The organism is Nocardia niwae NBRC 108934 = DSM 45340 (assembly GCF_001613465.1).
GTDB lineage: Bacteria > Actinomycetota > Actinomycetes > Mycobacteriales > Mycobacteriaceae > Nocardia > Nocardia niwae.
This window is the reverse complement of record NZ_BDCK01000021.1, coordinates 123,550-139,994: the sequence shown is the minus strand read 5'-3', so window position 1 is coordinate 139,994 and position 16,445 is coordinate 123,550. Positions and strand designations below refer to the sequence as shown.

General features: G+C 70.3%; 16 protein-coding genes. 8 read left to right on the top strand and 8 right to left on the bottom strand.

The window, feature by feature from the left end; translation table 11 throughout:
* Positions 1 to 83: 83 nt before the first annotated feature.
* Genes NNI01S_RS14405 through NNI01S_RS14395 form a run of 3 tightly spaced genes read right to left on the bottom strand, consistent with a single transcriptional unit; the run spans position 84 to position 3,213 of the window.
* Entirely contained in the window at positions 84 to 1,178 is a 1,095-nt protein-coding gene (locus NNI01S_RS14405; RefSeq protein ID WP_063020591.1) for a FecCD family ABC transporter permease, read from the bottom strand.
* Positions 1,175 to 2,233: a heme/hemin ABC transporter substrate-binding protein gene (locus NNI01S_RS14400; RefSeq protein ID WP_063020590.1), complete on the bottom strand. Its 1,059-nt coding sequence runs from the start codon at positions 2,231 to 2,233 to the stop codon at positions 1,175 to 1,177. Before NNI01S_RS14400 ends, NNI01S_RS14405 begins: the two co-directional genes overlap by 4 nt.
* A gap of 20 nt (positions 2,234 to 2,253) precedes the next feature.
* Complete coding sequence (locus NNI01S_RS14395) at positions 2,254 to 3,213, bottom strand: aldo/keto reductase (RefSeq protein ID WP_063020589.1); 960 nt, start codon at positions 3,211 to 3,213, stop codon at positions 2,254 to 2,256.
* A 279-nt stretch (positions 3,214 to 3,492) separates the two neighbouring features.
* On the opposite strand from NNI01S_RS14395, the gene NNI01S_RS14390 reads away from it, so the two are divergent.
* From NNI01S_RS14390 to NNI01S_RS14360, 7 genes are all read left to right on the top strand, one after another.
* Positions 3,493 to 4,422: an undecaprenyl-diphosphate phosphatase gene (locus NNI01S_RS14390; RefSeq protein WP_063020588.1), complete on the top strand. Its 930-nt coding sequence runs from the start codon at positions 3,493 to 3,495 to the stop codon at positions 4,420 to 4,422.
* A gap of 16 nt (positions 4,423 to 4,438) precedes the next feature.
* Positions 4,439 to 5,197, top strand: coding sequence for a histidine phosphatase family protein (locus tag NNI01S_RS14385; protein WP_063020587.1), 759 nt, complete (start codon positions 4,439 to 4,441; stop codon positions 5,195 to 5,197).
* A 74-nt stretch (positions 5,198 to 5,271) separates the two neighbouring features.
* The gene (locus NNI01S_RS14380) at positions 5,272 to 5,856 is read left to right on the top strand and encodes a DUF3090 domain-containing protein (protein WP_063020586.1); all 585 of its coding nucleotides are present in this window, start codon (positions 5,272 to 5,274) and stop codon (positions 5,854 to 5,856) included.
* Between the two features lie 4 nt (positions 5,857 to 5,860).
* Positions 5,861 to 6,670 (top strand): SCO1664 family protein, encoded by an 810-nt coding sequence (locus NNI01S_RS14375; RefSeq protein ID WP_063020585.1) that lies wholly within the window; start codon positions 5,861 to 5,863, stop codon positions 6,668 to 6,670.
* 78 nt (positions 6,671 to 6,748) lie between these two features.
* Entirely contained in the window at positions 6,749 to 7,171 is a 423-nt protein-coding gene (locus NNI01S_RS14370; protein ID WP_063020584.1) for a hypothetical protein, read from the top strand.
* Positions 7,172 to 7,308: 137 nt separating this feature from the next.
* On the top strand, positions 7,309 to 8,547 hold the full coding sequence (gene mshC, locus NNI01S_RS14365) for a cysteine--1-D-myo-inosityl 2-amino-2-deoxy-alpha-D-glucopyranoside ligase (protein WP_063020583.1): 1,239 nt from the start codon (positions 7,309 to 7,311) through the stop codon (positions 8,545 to 8,547).
* A 43-nt stretch (positions 8,548 to 8,590) separates the two neighbouring features.
* Complete coding sequence (locus tag NNI01S_RS14360; RefSeq protein ID WP_084488790.1) at positions 8,591 to 9,670, top strand: MBL fold metallo-hydrolase; 1,080 nt, start codon at positions 8,591 to 8,593, stop codon at positions 9,668 to 9,670.
* Here NNI01S_RS14360 and fadD11 read toward each other — a convergent pair.
* The 4 genes from fadD11 to NNI01S_RS14340 all read right to left on the bottom strand — a co-directional run bounded on the left by fadD11 (position 9,654) and on the right by NNI01S_RS14340 (position 13,794).
* Positions 9,654 to 11,495, bottom strand: a complete 1,842-nt coding sequence (gene fadD11 / locus NNI01S_RS14355) for a fatty acid--CoA ligase FadD11 (RefSeq protein WP_063020582.1) — start codon at positions 11,493 to 11,495, stop codon at positions 9,654 to 9,656. The genes NNI01S_RS14360 and fadD11 overlap by 17 nt on opposite strands.
* Positions 11,496 to 11,804: 309 nt before the next feature.
* Positions 11,805 to 12,398 (bottom strand): hypothetical protein, encoded by a 594-nt coding sequence (locus NNI01S_RS14350; RefSeq protein ID WP_157114787.1) that lies wholly within the window; start codon positions 12,396 to 12,398, stop codon positions 11,805 to 11,807.
* A gap of 108 nt (positions 12,399 to 12,506) precedes the next feature.
* Entirely contained in the window at positions 12,507 to 13,160 is a 654-nt protein-coding gene (locus NNI01S_RS14345) for an enoyl-CoA hydratase-related protein (RefSeq protein WP_063020580.1), read from the bottom strand.
* A gap of 31 nt (positions 13,161 to 13,191) precedes the next feature.
* Entirely contained in the window at positions 13,192 to 13,794 is a 603-nt protein-coding gene (locus NNI01S_RS14340; RefSeq protein WP_063020579.1) for a TetR family transcriptional regulator, read from the bottom strand.
* Between the two features lie 214 nt (positions 13,795 to 14,008).
* Between NNI01S_RS14340 and NNI01S_RS14335 the strand changes: the two genes are divergently transcribed.
* Positions 14,009 to 14,557: a TetR/AcrR family transcriptional regulator gene (locus tag NNI01S_RS14335; RefSeq protein WP_063020578.1), complete on the top strand. Its 549-nt coding sequence runs from the start codon at positions 14,009 to 14,011 to the stop codon at positions 14,555 to 14,557.
* 10 nt (positions 14,558 to 14,567) lie between these two features.
* Here the strand turns inward: NNI01S_RS14335 and NNI01S_RS14330 are convergent, their stop codons facing one another.
* On the bottom strand, positions 14,568 to 16,424 hold the full coding sequence (locus tag NNI01S_RS14330; protein WP_063020577.1) for a Na+/H+ antiporter: 1,857 nt from the start codon (positions 16,422 to 16,424) through the stop codon (positions 14,568 to 14,570).
* Positions 16,425 to 16,445 lie beyond the last annotated feature (21 nt).

Below are 16,445 nucleotides of genomic sequence, written 5' to 3'. Positions count from 1 at the left end.
CACACCTCCCCGGTCCCACACCATCGCGCGACCTTCCCGGCGTCGCCCGCAGCCGTGTGCCACTCGACGCGCGAAACGCCGGCTCATGCCCAGCCTCCGGAACGGGCTCGGGTGCGGCGCAGCAGCCAGAAGAAGACGGGGCCGCCGATCAGCGAGGTGAGCATCCCCAAGGGCAGGTCGGCGTTGTCGACCAGGGAGCGGGCGGTGACGTCGGCGGCCAGCAGCACCACCGCGCCGACGATCGCGCTCAACGGGATCAGCACCCGGTGGGCGGGGCCGGCCAGCATCCGTACCAGGTGCGGGACGATGAGCCCGACGAACAGGATGATGCCGGTGAACGCGACACCGGCGGTGGCCAGCACCGCCACCACCACGATCACATTGCGACGCAGCCGTTCCACGTCGACACCCAGATGACGGGCCGCGGACTCGCCGAGCGCCAGCAGATCCAGCCGCGGCGCCAGCAGCACCGCCGCGCCGACCCCGACCGCGGTCAGCGGCGCGACGACACCCACCGACTCCCAGGTGGCGCCGTTGAGCGAACCCAACTGCCAGAACACGATCTGGTCGCGGGCGGCGGGGGAGGCCACGAACAGCAGCAGCGCGATCAGCCCGCCCGCGAACGCGTTGATCGCGACACCGGTGAGCACGAGCGTGACGACCTCGGTGCGCCCGCCCGAACGCGCCAGCAGATACACCAGCAGCGTGGTCGCCAACCCGGTGACGAACGCCGCCGCGGCCACCGACCAGGCCACCACGAACGCACCGCCCACCACGATGACCGTGCCCGCGCCGACCGCCGCACCCGCCGACACCCCGATCACACCCGGCTCGGCGAGCGGGTTGGCGAACACACCCTGCAACAACGCACCCGCTGTCGCCAGCGCCGCACCGACCAGCATCGCCAGCACCACCCGCGGGAACCGCACCTGCCACAGCGTCACCTCACCGGAGGGATGCGCGGGCATCGGCCCCAGATCCACTCCGATCCGGTGCAGCACACTGCCCGCCACCTCCGCCGGCGTCGTCGGCACCTGCCCGATCGCCGCCGACACCAAAGCCAGCGCGACCAGTCCGGCCGCCGCGACCACGAACATCACCACCACCCGCGAGCGGCTGCGCGAACCCGGCACGGGTGTGACCGGCGACCGCGCCGCTTCCGTAGCCGAGGACGTCATGCGTGCCCGGTGCCGTACACCGCCGCGCTCAACGCCGCGATCACCCGTCCGGTGTTGGGCCCGAAACTCAACAAAACCGCATCGGACATGTCCACCACCCGCCGGTCGCGCCCGGCCGGGGTCTGCGCGATACCCGGAACCTTCTGCAGGCCCTCCACACCCCCGACCGACTTCAACCCATCCGACATCACCAGCAGCACATCCGGCGCGGCACCGATCATCGCCTCACTGGTGATCGCGGTGAACGGCTCCCGCAACCCGGCCGCCGCACCCGCGTCGCGGGCGCCCAGCGCCGCGATCAACGCGTCCGCGCCCGACCCGGGGCCGGCGAGCATGGTGATCGCGGTGGACCGCAGATACAGGAACGCGATGGTCAGCTGCGGATCCTGGGCGGGCACCGCGGCGCTCGCGGCGGCGATCTCGTCCCGGGTGCGCTGCGCCAGCGCCTGCCCCCGCTCCGGCACACCCAGCGCGGCGGCCACCGCCTCGATCTGCGGCCCCACCCCGGCCATCGTGCGCTCCGGGTCGAAATACACCACCGTCACACCGGCCGCACGCAACTGTTCCCGCACCGCGGGCGCGGCGCTGGTGGTATCGGTCAAGAACACCGACGGCCGCAACGCCAGCACCGACTCCACATTCAGCGACCCGTTGCCCCCGGCCACATTCGGCACCTCACGCACCGCCGGAAACGCCGCCGACGTGCTGCGCCCCACCAGCTTGGGGCCCAACCCCAGCGCGTACACGATCTGGGCGAGGGTGCCGTAACGGTCCACGGCGATGATGCGGGAAGCGTCGGTGACGCTCACCTCGGCGCCGTCGAACGACCGCACCGTCACCGGCAGCGCCGGCGCGGGCTCCGGCCCGATGGGCACGGGGTCCAGATCGGTCAGCGTCGCCGTCGCCGGCCCGTGCCCGCCGTGCGAGGAACCGGCGTCGGCGCCACACGCGACCGTCCCCGCCAGCAGACCCACCGTGAACAACGCCGCGACAGCACGCCACCACCCGGCTCGGACTCGGTTCCCACGCCCACCCCCGGTCGCTGCAGTGCTCATGCAGGCAAGGCTAATCTGTGTCACTCGGCGCGTGCACTGACGTCGTCCAGGGCCGCGGCGATCGCCCGCGGCAGCTCCAGCGTCTCCGCGGCCAGCACACCGGTGAGCTGCCCGATGTCGCGGGCGCCGACGATCATGCTCGCGATACCGGGCCGGTCCCGGATCCAGGCCAGCGCCACCGCCAGCGGCGAGGTGCCCAACCCGTCGGCGGCGGTCACCAGCGCGTCCACCACGCGGGTGGCGCGATCGTCGAGACCGCTGCGGATCTCCGCCGCGGTCGCCTCGTCGGCGCCCCGCGAATCGGCGGGAACACCGTCGCGATACTTGCCGGTGAGGATGCCGCCCGCCAACGGCGCCGAGGCGATCACCCCGACGCCGTGGAACCGCGCCGCGGGCACGACATCGGCCTCCGCACCCCGCGCCAGCAGCGAATACGGGGTCTGCGCCGCGGTCACCGGCGCCACCGCGGCCAGGCTGGCCAGCTGCCAGGCCCCGAACCCGCGCACGCCCGCGTACCGGACCCGGCCCGAGCGCACCGCCTGCTCCAACGTCGAGGCGACCTCCTCGAGCGGTGTGCGCGGATCCCACACCGCGACGTTCCAGATGTCGAGGTGATCGGTGCCGAACTCCAGCAACGTGCGATCCAGTTGCCGCAGCAGCGCCCGCCGCGAGGTGTCCACCATGATCTGCGCCGCCTCCGGCATCCCGGCACCGGGATACCCCCACACCGCGGTCCCCGCGCACCCGCTGAGCACCAGCTCGTCGCGCGAGACCAGATCACCGAGCAACTCGGCCAGGATCCGCTGGGAAGCCCCGCCCACGTAGACGGGAGAGGTGTCCACCAGCGTGCCGCCCGCCTCGACGAACGCCACCAGTTGCCCCGCGGCGTCCTCGGCGTCGGTGTGCGAACCCCAGGTATGGGTCGCCAGGCCCATCCGCGACACCCGCAGGCCGCTGCGGCCCACCGTCCGCTGTTCCATCACCGTGTCCGCGCATTCGTCACGGCGCCCAGCCTAGAGTGTGGATACGCAACTCGACGCCCACCAGCGCAGTGGGTCGCGCATCGGTGCGCGCGAACCCACGCACCTGCGCGTCGGCGTCGGCGCAACAGCCGGGCACGCCGCCGCGGCCTCGACACTGTACTGTCGCTGCGTGATTGGGGCGACAGCCACGGCGTAGCGACCGGCCGCCGCGCCAATGCCCAGGTAGGAACCCGTATTTCGGGCGGAAGTGGAGGATGGTTCGTGGTTGGCGAGTCGATGACCTGGGTGCAGGCGTTGGTGCTGGGCCTGGTGCAGGGGCTGACGGAGTTCCTGCCGGTCTCCTCCTCGGCGCATCTGCGCATCGTGTCGTCGGTCTTCTTCGGTGACGACGCGGGCGCCTCCTTCACCGCCGTCACCCAGCTGGGCACCGAGGCCGCGGTGCTGGTGTACTTCGCCAAGGACATCTGGCGGATCGTGTTGGCCTGGTTCGCGGGTCTGCGCGAGCAGCTGACCGCGCGCGGTCGCCAACAGCTGCCACTGCACGACCAGCCCACCACGAAACTTCCCGTCATCACCGCCGAGCACCGACGCGTTCTCGACGAGCAGGCCCAGCGCGAACTCGACTACCGCATCGGCTGGTATGTGATCATCGCCACCATCCCCATCGGCGTGCTGGGGTTCTTGTTCAAAGACGAGATCCGCACCGGCGCCCGCAATCTGTGGCTGGTGTCGTTCATGCTGATCTTCTTCGCGCTGGTCATCGCCGCCGGTGAGCACTTCGGCCGCAAGGAACGCCCGATCGAGCAACTCACCACCCGCGACGGGCTGGCGATGGGTTTCGCCCAATGCCTGGCGCTGATCCCCGGCGTCTCCCGCTCGGGAGCGACCTCCACCGCCGGGCTGTTCCTGGGATTGGAACGCGAAGCGGCCGTACGATTCTCGTTCCTGCTGGCCATCCCCGCCGTGACCGCCTCGGGCCTGTTCAGCCTGCCCGACGCGTTCGAACCCGCTGGTGAGGGACTCAACGCCAGTGGCCCGCAACTGCTGGTGGCCACCGTGCTGGCCTTCGCGGTCGGCTACGCGTCGGTGGCGTGGCTGCTGCGTTTCGTGGCCCGGCATTCGCTGTACTGGTTCGTCGGCTACCGCATCGTGCTGGGCGCGATCCTGCTGGGTCTGCTGGCGGGCGGGGTGGTCTCGGCGACATGATCGCTAGGCTGGCCGCATGACGGTGATCCTGTTGCGGCACGGTGTGTCGACCTCGAACACCGCCCGCACCCTGGCCGGTCGCAGCACCGGCGTCGAGCTCACCGAGCGCGGCGAGGAGCAGGCGAGGACCGTGGCCGAACGACTGGCCGGGCTGCCCATCGAACGAATCGTGCACTCCCCGCTGCTGCGCTGCCAGCGCACCGTCGCACCGCTGGCGGAAAAGTTCGGGCTGGAACCGGTATTCGACGACCGGCTGCTCGAGGTGGACTACGGCGAGTGGACCGGCCGCCCGATCGCCGAACTCCTGGAGGAACCGTTGTGGAAGGTCGTGCAGCGCCACGCCTCCGGCGCGGTGTTCCCCGGCGGTGAGGGCCTGGCGCAGGTGCAAGCGCGCGCGGTCGCCGCGATCCGCGACCACGACCGCGCGCTGGCCGAGCAGCACGGCCGCGACGCACTGTGGGTGGCCTGCACCCACGGCGACGTGATCAAGTCGGTGCTGGCCGACGCACTCGGCATCCACCTCGACGGCTTCCAGCGGATCGTCGTCGAACCCGCCTCACTCAGCGTCGTGCGCTACACCACGACCGCACCCTATGTCTGGCGGCTCAACGACACCGGCGCCGACCTGTCGGCCCTCGCCGCCTCCGGTGGGCAACCCCGGGCGGCGGGCTCAGCGGCGGCAGGGACGCAGGCCTCCGGACCAGTCCCCGGTGGCGAACTCGGCAATACCGGGAGTGCGGATAATGGGAATGCGGAGCGCCGCGATTCCTTGTAGACAACCGGACGGTCGGTGTATGGAATCCCCGCACCGCGGGTAGTTCGATCAGGGTCACGTATCAGGAGGTGCATGTGTCACGCGCAATCCATGTATTTCGCACCCCCGATCGTTTCGTCGCCGGGACCGTCGGTGAGCCGGGCGATCGCGCGTTCTATCTGCAGGCGGTGCAGGAGCCGCGCGTGGTCAGCGTGCTGCTGGAAAAGCAGCAGGTGAAGGTGCTCGCCGACCGGATGGGCCTGCTGCTGGACGAGGTCGCGCGCCGCTTCGGCGCCGAAGTTCCCCCGCAGGCCGAGGACGTCAGCGACAACGCGCCGCTGCTCACCCCGATCGACGCCGAATTCCGGGTCGGCACCATGGGCCTGGGCTGGGACGCCGACGCGGGCGCGGTGGTGGTGGAACTGCTGGCGATCACCGAGACCGAAGTCGACGAGTCGGTGGTGCTCGACGACACCGAGGAGGGCCCCGACGCGGTGCGGGTGTTCCTCACCCCGATCCAGGCCCGCGAATTCGCGCTGCGCTCCACCCGGGTGATCGCGGCAGGCCGACCGCCGTGCCCCCTGTGCGGCGAGCCGCTGTCGGCGCGCGGGCACATGTGCGTGCGCACCAACGGCTACAAACGCGGTGACATCTTCGGCGCGGCCGAACTAGAGGAGTGATTCGGTGGCCGGGACCGGGGACGGATTCCACAGCGGCGAGCTGACGGTGATCGGGCGGGTGAGCACCGCCAGCAACGTGACCCTGGTCTGCGACGTGAACGACACCACCCCCGGCGCCGCGCCGTTGCGGGTGGTGTACAAACCGATCCGCGGCGAACGCCCGCTGTGGGACTTCCCCGACGGCACCCTCGCCGGGCGCGAGGTGGCCTCCTATCTGATCTCCGAGGCGATCGGCTGGGGCGTGATCCCCGAAACGATCTTGCGCGACGGCCCTTTCGGTTTCGGCATGGTGCAACGCTGGGTCGTGGGCGTGGACAACCACACCGACCGCGGCGACCGGCTCGACCTGATCGATCTGTGCCCGGCCGGCGCGGTACCCGACGGATTCCGCGAGGTGCTGCGCGCGGTCGACGACGTGGGCAACGAAGTGTCGCTGATCCACGCCGACGATCCGCGGCTGCAGCGCATGGCGGTGCTGGATGTGCTGCTCAACAACGCCGACCGCAAGGGCGGGCACGCGCTGGAAGGCGTCGACGGGCAGGTCTACGGCGTCGACCACGGCATCTGCCTGCACGCCGAGCACAAGCTGCGCACGGTGCTGTGGGGCTGGGCAGGCCAGCCCATCGACGACGCGCTGATCGCGGACATCACCGCGTTCGCCAAGCAGCTGCCGGGCGCGTTCGCCGACACCCTCGGCGAGCACATCACCGACGCCGAGATCGACGCGTTGATCGAACGCACCCAGCAACTGCTCGACGAACCGGTGATGCCGATGCCGCGCACCTCCCGACCGATTCCCTGGCCCGCCTTCTGATCGTGACCGCTGCCGCGAACGGGGTTTCCTGGCACAGTTGAAGCTTCGAACGCCCGGCGCGACGACGAGGAGGACGCGATGCCCCACTCCACCCCGGACCGCGCGGCGCCGACAGTGCGGATCGTCATCGGCGCACCGACCTACCGCATCGCGCTGCACTACGTGCACCTCTACGACAAGAAGCCCTACCCCGACACCGACCTGCACCTGTACGACAACGGCGTCTACTGGTTGAGTTCGGCGGGGGAGAACCACTTCGGGGTCTACGTGCTCACCGAGGGCTCGGTGGACTCCGGCCGGTTCACCATGCGGTTCATCTCGTTGCCTTCCGCGGACTGGGGCGATACCGTCGCCTATCACGAACTCGAGTTCGACGTCGCGCGCGGCGCGTTCACCCAGATCGCGCTGGCCGACACCGATCCGGACATCCCGGAACTGGACGGCACCTTCGCGATCACGCCCAACACGATCACCGATCCCACCGGCCGCGCCGACAGCTGATTCAGCGAAACCGTAATTATTGACATCCCACGATTCGCTGGAAGACGCAGGTCGCGGCGGGCGGCCGCGGCGACCGGACGATCGTGGCCCCCGGGCCGGGGAAGGATGAGGTCCACCACACCTTTACCCTCGTAACCATGCAGTCCTGGTCCGACACCGCCCTCCCCACCGTCCCCGGAGCAGGACCGCCGTTGCGGTTGTACGACACCGCCGACCGGCAGGTGCGCCCGGTCACCCCCGGCGCCACCGCCACCATGTACGTCTGCGGCATCACCCCCTACGACGCCACCCACCTCGGCCACGCCGCGACCTACCTGACCTTCGACCTGGTCAACCGGCTGTGGCGCGACGCGGGCCACGACGTGCACTACGTGCAGAACGTCACCGACGTCGACGACCCGCTGTTCGAACGCGCCGCCCGCGACGGCGTGGACTGGCGCGAGCTGGGCGCCGCGGAGACCGACCTGTTCCGCGAGGACATGGCCGCGCTGCGGATCCTCCCGCCGCGCGACTACATCGGCGCCGTCGAATCCGTCGAAGAGGTCGTGGAGGTCGTGCAGAAACTGCTCGCCTCCGGCGCGGCGTACATCGTCGACGACGCCGAATACCCCGACGTCTACTTCCGCGCCGACGCCACCGAGCAGTTCGGTTACGAATCCGGCTACGACCGCGCCACCATGGAGCGGCTGTTCGCCGAGCGCGGCGGCGACCCGGACCGGCCCGGTAAACGCGACCCCATCGACGCGCTGCTGTGGCGGTCGGCGCGGCCGGGCGAACCGTCCTGGCCCGCTCCGTTCGGCGCGGGCCGTCCCGGCTGGCACATCGAGTGTTGCGCGATCGCGTTGAACCGCATCGGCCCGGAATTCGACATCCAGGGCGGCGGCAGCGACCTGATCTACCCCCACCACGAGTACTCCGCCGCGCACGCCGAGTCGCTCATCGCAGGCCGCCGCTTCGCCCGCCACTACGTGCACGCCGGCCTGATCGGGCTGGACGGGGAGAAGATGTCGAAATCCCGCGGCAATCTCGTGCTGGTGTCGGCGCTGCGCCGCGGCGGCGTCGACCCGGCCGCCATCCGCCTCGGCCTGCTGGCCGGCCACTACCGCCGCGACCGGATGTGGACCGACGCCCTGCTCGAGCAGGCGCAGCAGCGCCTCAGGTTGTGGCGTGACGCCGTCGCGCTACAGGCAGGCCCCTCGGCCGTCGACACCGTCGCCCGGCTGCGCCGGCATCTGGCCGACGACCTGGACACCCCCAAAGCGCTCGACGCGCTCGACAACTGGGCCCGCCAAGCCCTCGACTACGGCGGCCCGGACATCGAAGCGCCCGCGACGATCGCCGCCGCCGTCGACGCACTGCTCGGCGTCCGCCTGTAACGACCCCTTGCCCGCAGCGCCGCACGCGTGATGAGGTTGGCGCGTGTGCACCCTTCCCGGCGCGGGCCTGTTCGGTTCCGGCGGCAAACTGGCGACCCTGGCGGCGGGGCGACTGCGGCCCGCCGCCGACCCCACCGATGCGCGCACCATCGCCGCGCGCACCCGCTTCTTCGGCGCCGACACCGTCGACCCCGCCACCGGCGTCGTACGCAGCGACCGCGTCGTGCTGACGTGGGTGGGCTGCACCACTTTCGCCCTGGCCATCGGCGGTTCGGTGTTGCTGCTCGACGCGTGGGTGCCGCGGCTGACCAGCACCGGTTACGTCCCCGCCACCCCGCAGCAGCTGGCGGACCTGGCGCCGTCGGCGATCTTCATCGGTCACGGCCACTTCGACCACGCCGGGGACGCGGGCCGCATCGCGCAGGCCACCGGAGCCACCGTGCACGGCACCGCGCAGCACTGCGCGACGATCGCCGCGCAGGTCACCGATCCCACCTTTCCCACCTTCCCGCACGGTGACGCCGCGACCGCGATCGGCGCCCGCGAGGACTGCACCGTCGGCGCGGTCGAGGTGACCGTCATCCGGCACCTGCATTCCGCACGCACCCCACCCGATCCCACCGGCGGATCACCACGCTTCTTCCCCCGCCCCGAACCGGGCGTCGTACTCACCCACCCGCCGACCCTCGGCGGTCTGCTGCAAGGCCTGCCGCGACTGCGCGATCCGGAGGGCGGGGTGCTGCTGTATCAATTCCGGGTGCCCGGCTTCAGCCTGGTGTGGCACGACTCGACCGCGCCGCTGACCGAACGCGCACCGCAGGTGTTCGACGCCTTCGCCGCGCTACCGGCCACCGACGTGCAGATCGGCGCCGTGCAGGGCTACAACCAGATCAGCAACGGCCTGCGCGACCCCCGCACCTACATCGAGGCGCTGCGCCCCGCACTGTTCGTGCCGAGCCATCACGACAACTGGCTACCCGGGCTCACCGCGAGCGCGGCGACCTACGACGCACCGTTGCGCGCGGAACTGGACAAGATCCCCGCAGCGCGGCGACCGGAACTGCGCCCGCTGCACGACCCGTCCGACTATCTGCGCCCGCAGCGGCTCACGTTCCCGCTGTGACCGCGTCCGCGCCGCCGACACCGGATCGCTGCGGCCGGGGTTCGTGCACCGTCGCGGCGAGCTCCTCGGCGTAGAGCAGCGCGATCTGCTCGGCGTACCTCGCCGCGATCGCCTTGCGCCGCAATTTCATCGTCAACGTCACCTCCTCGCCGCCGGGTTCCCAGAACACCGGCAGCACGGTGAACCGTTTGATCTGCTCCACCCGCGACAACGCGGCATTGCCCGCCGCCACACCGCGCGCGATCGCGGCGATCACACCGGCGTCGGCCGACAGCGCCGCCGCCGAGGCATCCGGCAGCGCGTGCTCGGCGGCATACAGTGCCGCGGTCTCGGCGTCGATGACGATCAGCGCCGTGTTGTAGGGGCGCGCGTCGCCGATGGTGGCGATGGCGCCCACCAGCGGCGTCGCGGCCTTGATCGCGTTCTCGATGTTGGCCGGGGACATGTTCTTGCCCGCCGAGTTGATGATCAGCTCCTTCTTGCGATCGATCACCCGCAGATACCCGTCGGCGTCGACGGCGAGAATGTCACCGGTGTGCAGCCACCCGTCCGCGTCGAGCGCTTCGGCCGTCTGCTGCGGCTGTTTGCGATAGCCCTTCATCACCAGCGGCCCGCGCACCAGGAATTCCCCGTCCTCGGCGATGCGCCACTGCATCCCCGGCAGCAACCGGCCCACCGAACCCAGCCGCGCCTGCTGCGGCGAGCAGGCGCTGGCCACGCAGGTCAGCTCGGACATGCCCCAGATCTCCGAGATCGGGATCCCGATGCCGAAGAAGAACGCGAGGGTCTGCGGCGGAATCGGCGCGGCGCCCGAGATGGCCCACTTCAGTTCGTCCAGGCCGATTCGCGCGCGCAACCCCGCCAGCACCCGTTCGTCGGCCCGCGCCCATTCGGCCGCCAGCCGCGAGTCGATCGGTTCGCCGCGCAGCTGGGCGGCGGCTTTACGCGCCGCCACGCCCAGTGCCCACTCCAAGGCGGTGCGCCGGGCGTCGTCGGGTTCGGCGGCGACGGAGAACTCGATGGACGCCTTCAGCTTCTCCCACACTCGCGGCACCGCACCCCAGATGGTGGGGTGCACCTCGGCCAGCGCGGCGGGCAACAGCGACCGGTCGGGCACCACGGTGATCTGTGTGCCGTACACCTGCTGCAGATACAGCGAGCAGAACCGGTCGGCCATGTGCGCCGAGGGCAGGTAGGAGGTCTGACGGTCACCGAACTCGACCGGCAGCACGGCGTGGAACGCCCGCGCCTCGGCCAGCAGATTGGCGTGGGTGATCTCCACGCCCTTGGGGTTTCCGGTGGTGCCGGAGGTGTAGACGAGGGTGAGCACGTCCTCGGGCCGCACAGCCCGCCAGGTCGCCTCGAAGTCGAAATCGGCGCGGCCCATTGCTTCGAGCTCCTCGAGGCCCACGGTTCCCGGCCCGGTGGCGTCGATACAGACGATGGTCTCGATCGGCGCGCCGCAGGCGCGGATGCGCTCGACGTACTGCTGCTCGCAGATCACCACCCGGTTGCCCGCGTTGGTGAATACATAGCTCAGCTGGTCGGGAGCGAGGGTGTTGTACACCGAGAACGAGGTGGCGCCGGTGTGCTGGACACCGACTTCCAGGGGATAGAACTCCACCCGGTTGCCCATCATCAACGCCACCGTGTCGCCGCGCCCGACGCCGAGCGCGGACAGGCCCGCCGCGACCGCCCGGACCCGCCGGGCGTACTCGCGCCAGGTGAGCGTCTGCTGCCCGCCGATGGACCGGACGGCTACCGCGTCCGGATCGATCGCCGCGCTGTGCTGGAATGCGGCGCAGGACGTGTTCGGTTCGGTCATCGCACAACCCCGTTCGGTACACCCGGCTTTCCCCGACCGTAGGTGCCCGACCGCGCCGCGGGGGGCGTTTCGCTCGTTTCCCGTGTGCGGGCAACGGCCGGGCGGATGGGCGGAACCACCGCTGCGGCAACATGATCGGGTTCCCATGATAATCGCCGCGAGACAGCGTACACGCGTGATCCCTTGCTATCGAACCGATTTCGTGCTCGAAATGCATGTTCGGGGCTCGACCCCGTCGGACTCGGCGTTCATCGCGCGTGGCCGCGGCCCGGCTCGGTATGGCTGTTGCGCTGTGCGCGCTCGGCTATTTCACTCCCAGGGATCCATCCCCGCCTCATACGCGGCCGACTCGTCCCTGACGTGCTGGAAGCGCGGATCCTCCATGTCTTCGAAGGAGTCGTCGCTGATCGGATTTCGTGGCCACTCGTTGCGCAGGAGTTTGAGCAGGAACTCGGCCATACCGCACGGATACACCGACCACTCGAGCCTCCCACGCGCGAATACCGCGACCGGCCATCGGTCCGGGTCCGGGTCGGTCGTCGCCCAGCACAGAGTGTCGCCTGCACATGTTCCTCCCCAGATGAGCAGGTCCTCTCGCCGATATCGGCCCCGGTCGGCCGGAGCCCAGCCGTTCTCCCAGGGGAGCGGATCCTCCCACTCGGCCACTGCCTCCGACATCCTGGCGAGTGTGGGTGTGTGCGGCCGGTCCGACGTGACGGAAGGGGCGGAAATACCGATTATGCCCTCGATCGAGCCGTCGCCGAAGGCTGTCACGAAGGCCCGGTAGTCGGCCGGAAACGAGGTCGCGCACGCATTCCAGTCGACAGTGTCCCCGCAGGTCGGCCCGATGCACGACAGCACTCCCGCCAGGCCCGCCATGGCAGGGGACCGATGCGCACTCATGTCACGCTCCTGTCCGGTCGTCGGTATGTCCTACCCGATCATGCCTTGTCCATCCTTCGGATGTTCCTCGGCGATGGCGCATCTCGCGCCCGGACTTCCGGGGATCTCCTAGGCGGCGGTCAATGCCGCGACGGTCGTGGCATACATGGTGTTCTTGATCGCGGCGAGGGTGGCGGGGTCTTTGCCGCCCAGTGGGGCCAGCAGCGCTACGGCGGTGTCGGTGACCGCTGTTTCGGCGGCGGCGGCATCGACGATGTCGAGGGCGGCGGCGTCGGTGCCGCCGAAGCGGCGGCCGGTGGTCATCGCGGCGATGGCGCTTCTGGGGGTGAGTTTGGCTTGGATCAGCGCGGCCATGCCAGGGGTGAAGCGGATGCGGAGGTCGACTTCGGGCAAGCAGAAGTAGCCGCGGTCGGCGCGCATCACCCGGTAGTCGTGCGCGATGGCGAGCATGGCGCCGGCGCCGAACGCGTGGCCGGGCAGCGCGGCGACCGTGGGCACGGGCAGGGTGAGCATCCGGGCCAGCAGCGCCTGCACTCGCCCGACGTACCACTCGGTGCGCTCGGGGTGGGCGCCGAGCCAGTCCAGGTCCAGTCCGTTGGAGTAGAACTTGCCGCTCGCGGTGGTGATCAGGCCTTGGGCGCCCGCGGCGAGGGCGGTGTCGAGGTGGGCGCCGATGCGGTCGAGAACATCGGGGGAGAAACGGTTCTCGTCGCCGCCGAGGTCGAGGACGGCGATCTTGTCGTGGTAGTCGAGGGTGGGCATGGCGGGTCCTTTCGGGTTCGGGTGCCGGGGGTCAGGGGGGCGGCGGGCCGACGGTGAGGACGGCGCGCACGGCGCTGCGCAGGTATTCCCGTGCGCGGGGATCGGCCAGCCGGTCACGGCGCAGCAGCACGGCGGTGGGCAGATCGACCAGGCACAGCGTCATGACGTCGACGGCGTGGCGGTCGCCGCGCTGCCACAGCCGTCGCGACAGCCGCACCAGCAGCTCGACCAGCACGGCGTCGGTGGCGGCGAGGTCGGCGGCGACGGCCTCGGGCGCCTCGCCCAGCAGCTCCTCGCGTCGCACGGCCAGCAGCAGCCGGGAGGAGTCCGGGTGACGCTCGGCGAACACCGCGGGCGCCTCGGCGGCCGCGACCACGGCCTCGATGCCGTCGCGCTGCTGCAGCGCCGCTTCGACCAGTGCTGTCTGCAGGTCCAGGAAGCGGCGCGCCGCGCGCAACCAGGTGCGGCCGAGCAGTTCCGCGCGCGATCCGAAGGTGTGGTAGATCGCGCCGTTGGAGATGCCGGTGGCGGCGGCGACCGCGCGCGTGGTGACCGCGGCGGGGCCGCAGCGCACGGCCAGTGCTTCCGCGGCGTCGAGCACGGTGTCGGGGTCGTGCGTGCGGGGTCGGGGCATGCCGCCACCATAACAGAGCATTCGCTCTGTTATGGAGTGGTGGGCCTCCGGGAACCGGATCACACTCGGAGGCTAGGTATCTCAGCAGGTAACAGGTACCGGAGAGTCTTCTCGGGGTACGCATCGGTACTTCCCGTGCTCGGTCCGGCCGACGCTACGATGGGGTACTGTTCGGTCCCTTCCCCCCTGACCGAACGAAGAGAACGGCGCACCTATGTCACGAGTGGTCACCAAGGAGCAGTACTTCGACACCGGGTTGGAAGTGCTCGCCGAACTCGGCTTCAAGGGTCTGAACATCGGTGTGCTGTGCCGGCAGCTCGGCGTCACCAGCGGGTCGTTCTACCACCACTTCGGCAGCTGGCAGGGATTCGTCGACGCCCTGCTCGAACACTGGGAGAACCGGCAGGTGCGCATCCTGGGCACCATGCCGTTCAACAAGGGCAACCCCGACGATGACATCCGCGCGATGTCCGACCTCGCCGCCGGGCTGCATCACGCCGCCGAAGCCGCCATCCGCGCCTGGGCGGCCAACGACGAATCGGTCAACCTCGCACTCAAACGCGTCGACGAATCCCGCAGACGCACCGTGCACAAAGCGGTCAAAGGCGTCGTGCGCGACGACGAGACCGCCGCCGTCGTCACCTCACTGGGCATGGCGATGCTCGTCGGCTACCAGCAGATCGCCGCGGGCGGGGAGAACCTGTCACTGGACCAGCTGCTGGCCGAATACGCGCGCCTGATCTACTCCCACGCCCAGCGCTGACCCGCCACCGTCACCCGAGCAGTTCATCGACATAGCACCAGCGCCACGCCTCGCCCGGCTCCACACTGCGCATCACCGGATGACCACTGGCCCCGTGATGCTTCGTCGCGTGATTGCCCGGCGAAGAGTCGCAACAGGCCACATGCCCGCACGACAGGCACATCCGCAGATGCACCCACGCCAACCCCTCCGCGACGCACTCGGCGCATTCGTCGGGCCCGGCGTGCGCACGCACCAGCGGCGCGTCCCGCAGATGCGCGCACACCTCCTCGGCCACCGGCGCGGCCAGCGGCTCGACGCGTTCCTCCTCGGCCTCGTCGAAACGATCGATGATCGACTCCTCCAGATCCAACTGCCCCAGCACGTGCTGCAGGATCTCGTAGTCGACGGTGCCCGAATCCCGCACCCGCAACACCGTTTCGCGTTCGGCGCGCAACATCGCCAACCGCAGCCGCCGATACTCCGCGGTGGGGGTCACCTGTTCGGACTCCGCCCGCCCGAGCCGCTCCCACGCCGCGTTCGCCTTCCACGACACGCGATCACGCAACGTCTGCACCACCCCGGGCGGCGTATCCGGCGTGACCTGCTGCTCGAGCGCCGCCAAACCGGCCGCCGTCGCCTGCTGCAACACATTCGCCTTCTGTAACGCGTCCTCGGCGCGACTGGGCGCACGCAACCGCAGCCACCGCACCAGCCACGGCAGCGACGTCCCCTGCACCAGCAGCGTCCCCGCCACCACCACCAACGCCAGCAGCTTCAGCACAGCAAGCAGCGGCGTGTCCTGCGACAGCAGCAACACCGCCGCCAACGTCACCACACCCCGCATCCCCGCCCACGACACCACCACCAGCTGACGCACCGGCACCGCCTCACCGCCGCCGAGACTGCGCGACGCCAACGCGGAACCGAAGACCCAGATCGGGCGCGCCAGCATCGTCGTAGCCAGCACCGCCAGCGCCGACCACACCAGAGTGGCGTGATCGAGGTCGCTGTGCCAGGCGCCCTCCACGATCCCGCGTACCTGCAACCCGATCAGCACGAACACCGCACTCTCCAGAATGAACTGGATCGTGCGCCAATTGATGCGCTCGGCGATCCGCGACGCGGCACTCTGCCAAGCCGGCGCGTTGTGCCCGAGGATCATGCCGCACACCACCACCGCGATCACCCCGGAAGCATGGATACTCTCCGCGGGCAGATACGCCGCGAACGGCGCCAGGAACGACAGCGTCGTGTCCATCACCGGATCGGTGATCCGCCGCCGCAGCATCGCCAGCAGGTACGCCACCACCACCCCGACCGCCGCGCCGCCCCCGGCCGCCAACAGGAAATCCGCTCCCGCCGCCCACACCGACACCGTGCCCGCCGTCGCGGCCAGCGCGGTGCGCAACGCCACCAACGCGGTCGCGTCGTTGAACAGCGACTCGTCCTCCAGGATCGTCACGATCCGCCGTGGCATCCCGATCCGGCGCGCCACCGCGGTCGCCGCCACCGCGTCCGGTGGAGCCACCACCGCACCCAACGCGACCGCGACCGCGAACGGCACCGGCAACAGCCACCACACCACCACCGCCACCGCGAACGTCGTGAACAGCACCAACCCCACCGACAACAACGCGATCGTGCGCACATTCGCCCGGAAATCCACCAGCGACGTGCGGATCGCGGCGGTATACAGCAAAGGAGGCAGGAAACCGAGCAGAATGATCTCCGGCTCCAGGTGGATCTCCGGCACGAACGGCAGATACGACGCCGCGACCCCGCCCACCGTCAGTACCAGCGGTTCGGAAACACCGAACCGACGCGCCAGCGCCGCCAACGCGGCCGCCGACGCGACGAGAACAACCAAGCCGATCGCGACATGCACGGTGGAATTCTCGCAGAGCGC

Bases quoted from the DNA above. Each gene is read 5' to 3' on its own strand.
- NNI01S_RS14400 (WP_063020590.1), bottom strand. From the start codon at position 2,233: ATGAGCACTGCAGCGACCGGGGGTGGGCGTGGGAACCGAGTCCGAGCC.
- NNI01S_RS14335 (WP_063020578.1), top strand. From the start codon at position 14,009: ATGTCACGAGTGGTCACCAAGGAGCAGTACTTCGACACCGGGTTGGAA.
- NNI01S_RS14340 (WP_063020579.1), bottom strand. From the start codon at position 13,794: ATGCCCCGACCCCGCACGCACGACCCCGACACCGTGCTCGACGCCGCG.
- NNI01S_RS14370 (WP_063020584.1), top strand. From the start codon at position 6,749: ATGCCCCACTCCACCCCGGACCGCGCGGCGCCGACAGTGCGGATCGTC.
- mshC (WP_063020583.1), top strand. From the start codon at position 7,309: ATGCAGTCCTGGTCCGACACCGCCCTCCCCACCGTCCCCGGAGCAGGA.
- NNI01S_RS14345 (WP_063020580.1), bottom strand. From the start codon at position 13,160: ATGCCCACCCTCGACTACCACGACAAGATCGCCGTCCTCGACCTCGGC.
- fadD11 (WP_063020582.1), bottom strand. From the start codon at position 11,495: ATGACCGAACCGAACACGTCCTGCGCCGCATTCCAGCACAGCGCGGCG.
- NNI01S_RS14405 (WP_063020591.1), bottom strand. From the start codon at position 1,178: ATGACGTCCTCGGCTACGGAAGCGGCGCGGTCGCCGGTCACACCCGTG.
- NNI01S_RS14390 (WP_063020588.1), top strand. From the start codon at position 3,493: ATGACCTGGGTGCAGGCGTTGGTGCTGGGCCTGGTGCAGGGGCTGACG.
- NNI01S_RS14350 (WP_157114787.1), bottom strand. From the start codon at position 12,398: ATGAGTGCGCATCGGTCCCCTGCCATGGCGGGCCTGGCGGGAGTGCTG.
- NNI01S_RS14395 (WP_063020589.1), bottom strand. From the start codon at position 3,213: ATGGAACAGCGGACGGTGGGCCGCAGCGGCCTGCGGGTGTCGCGGATG.
- NNI01S_RS14385 (WP_063020587.1), top strand. From the start codon at position 4,439: ATGACGGTGATCCTGTTGCGGCACGGTGTGTCGACCTCGAACACCGCC.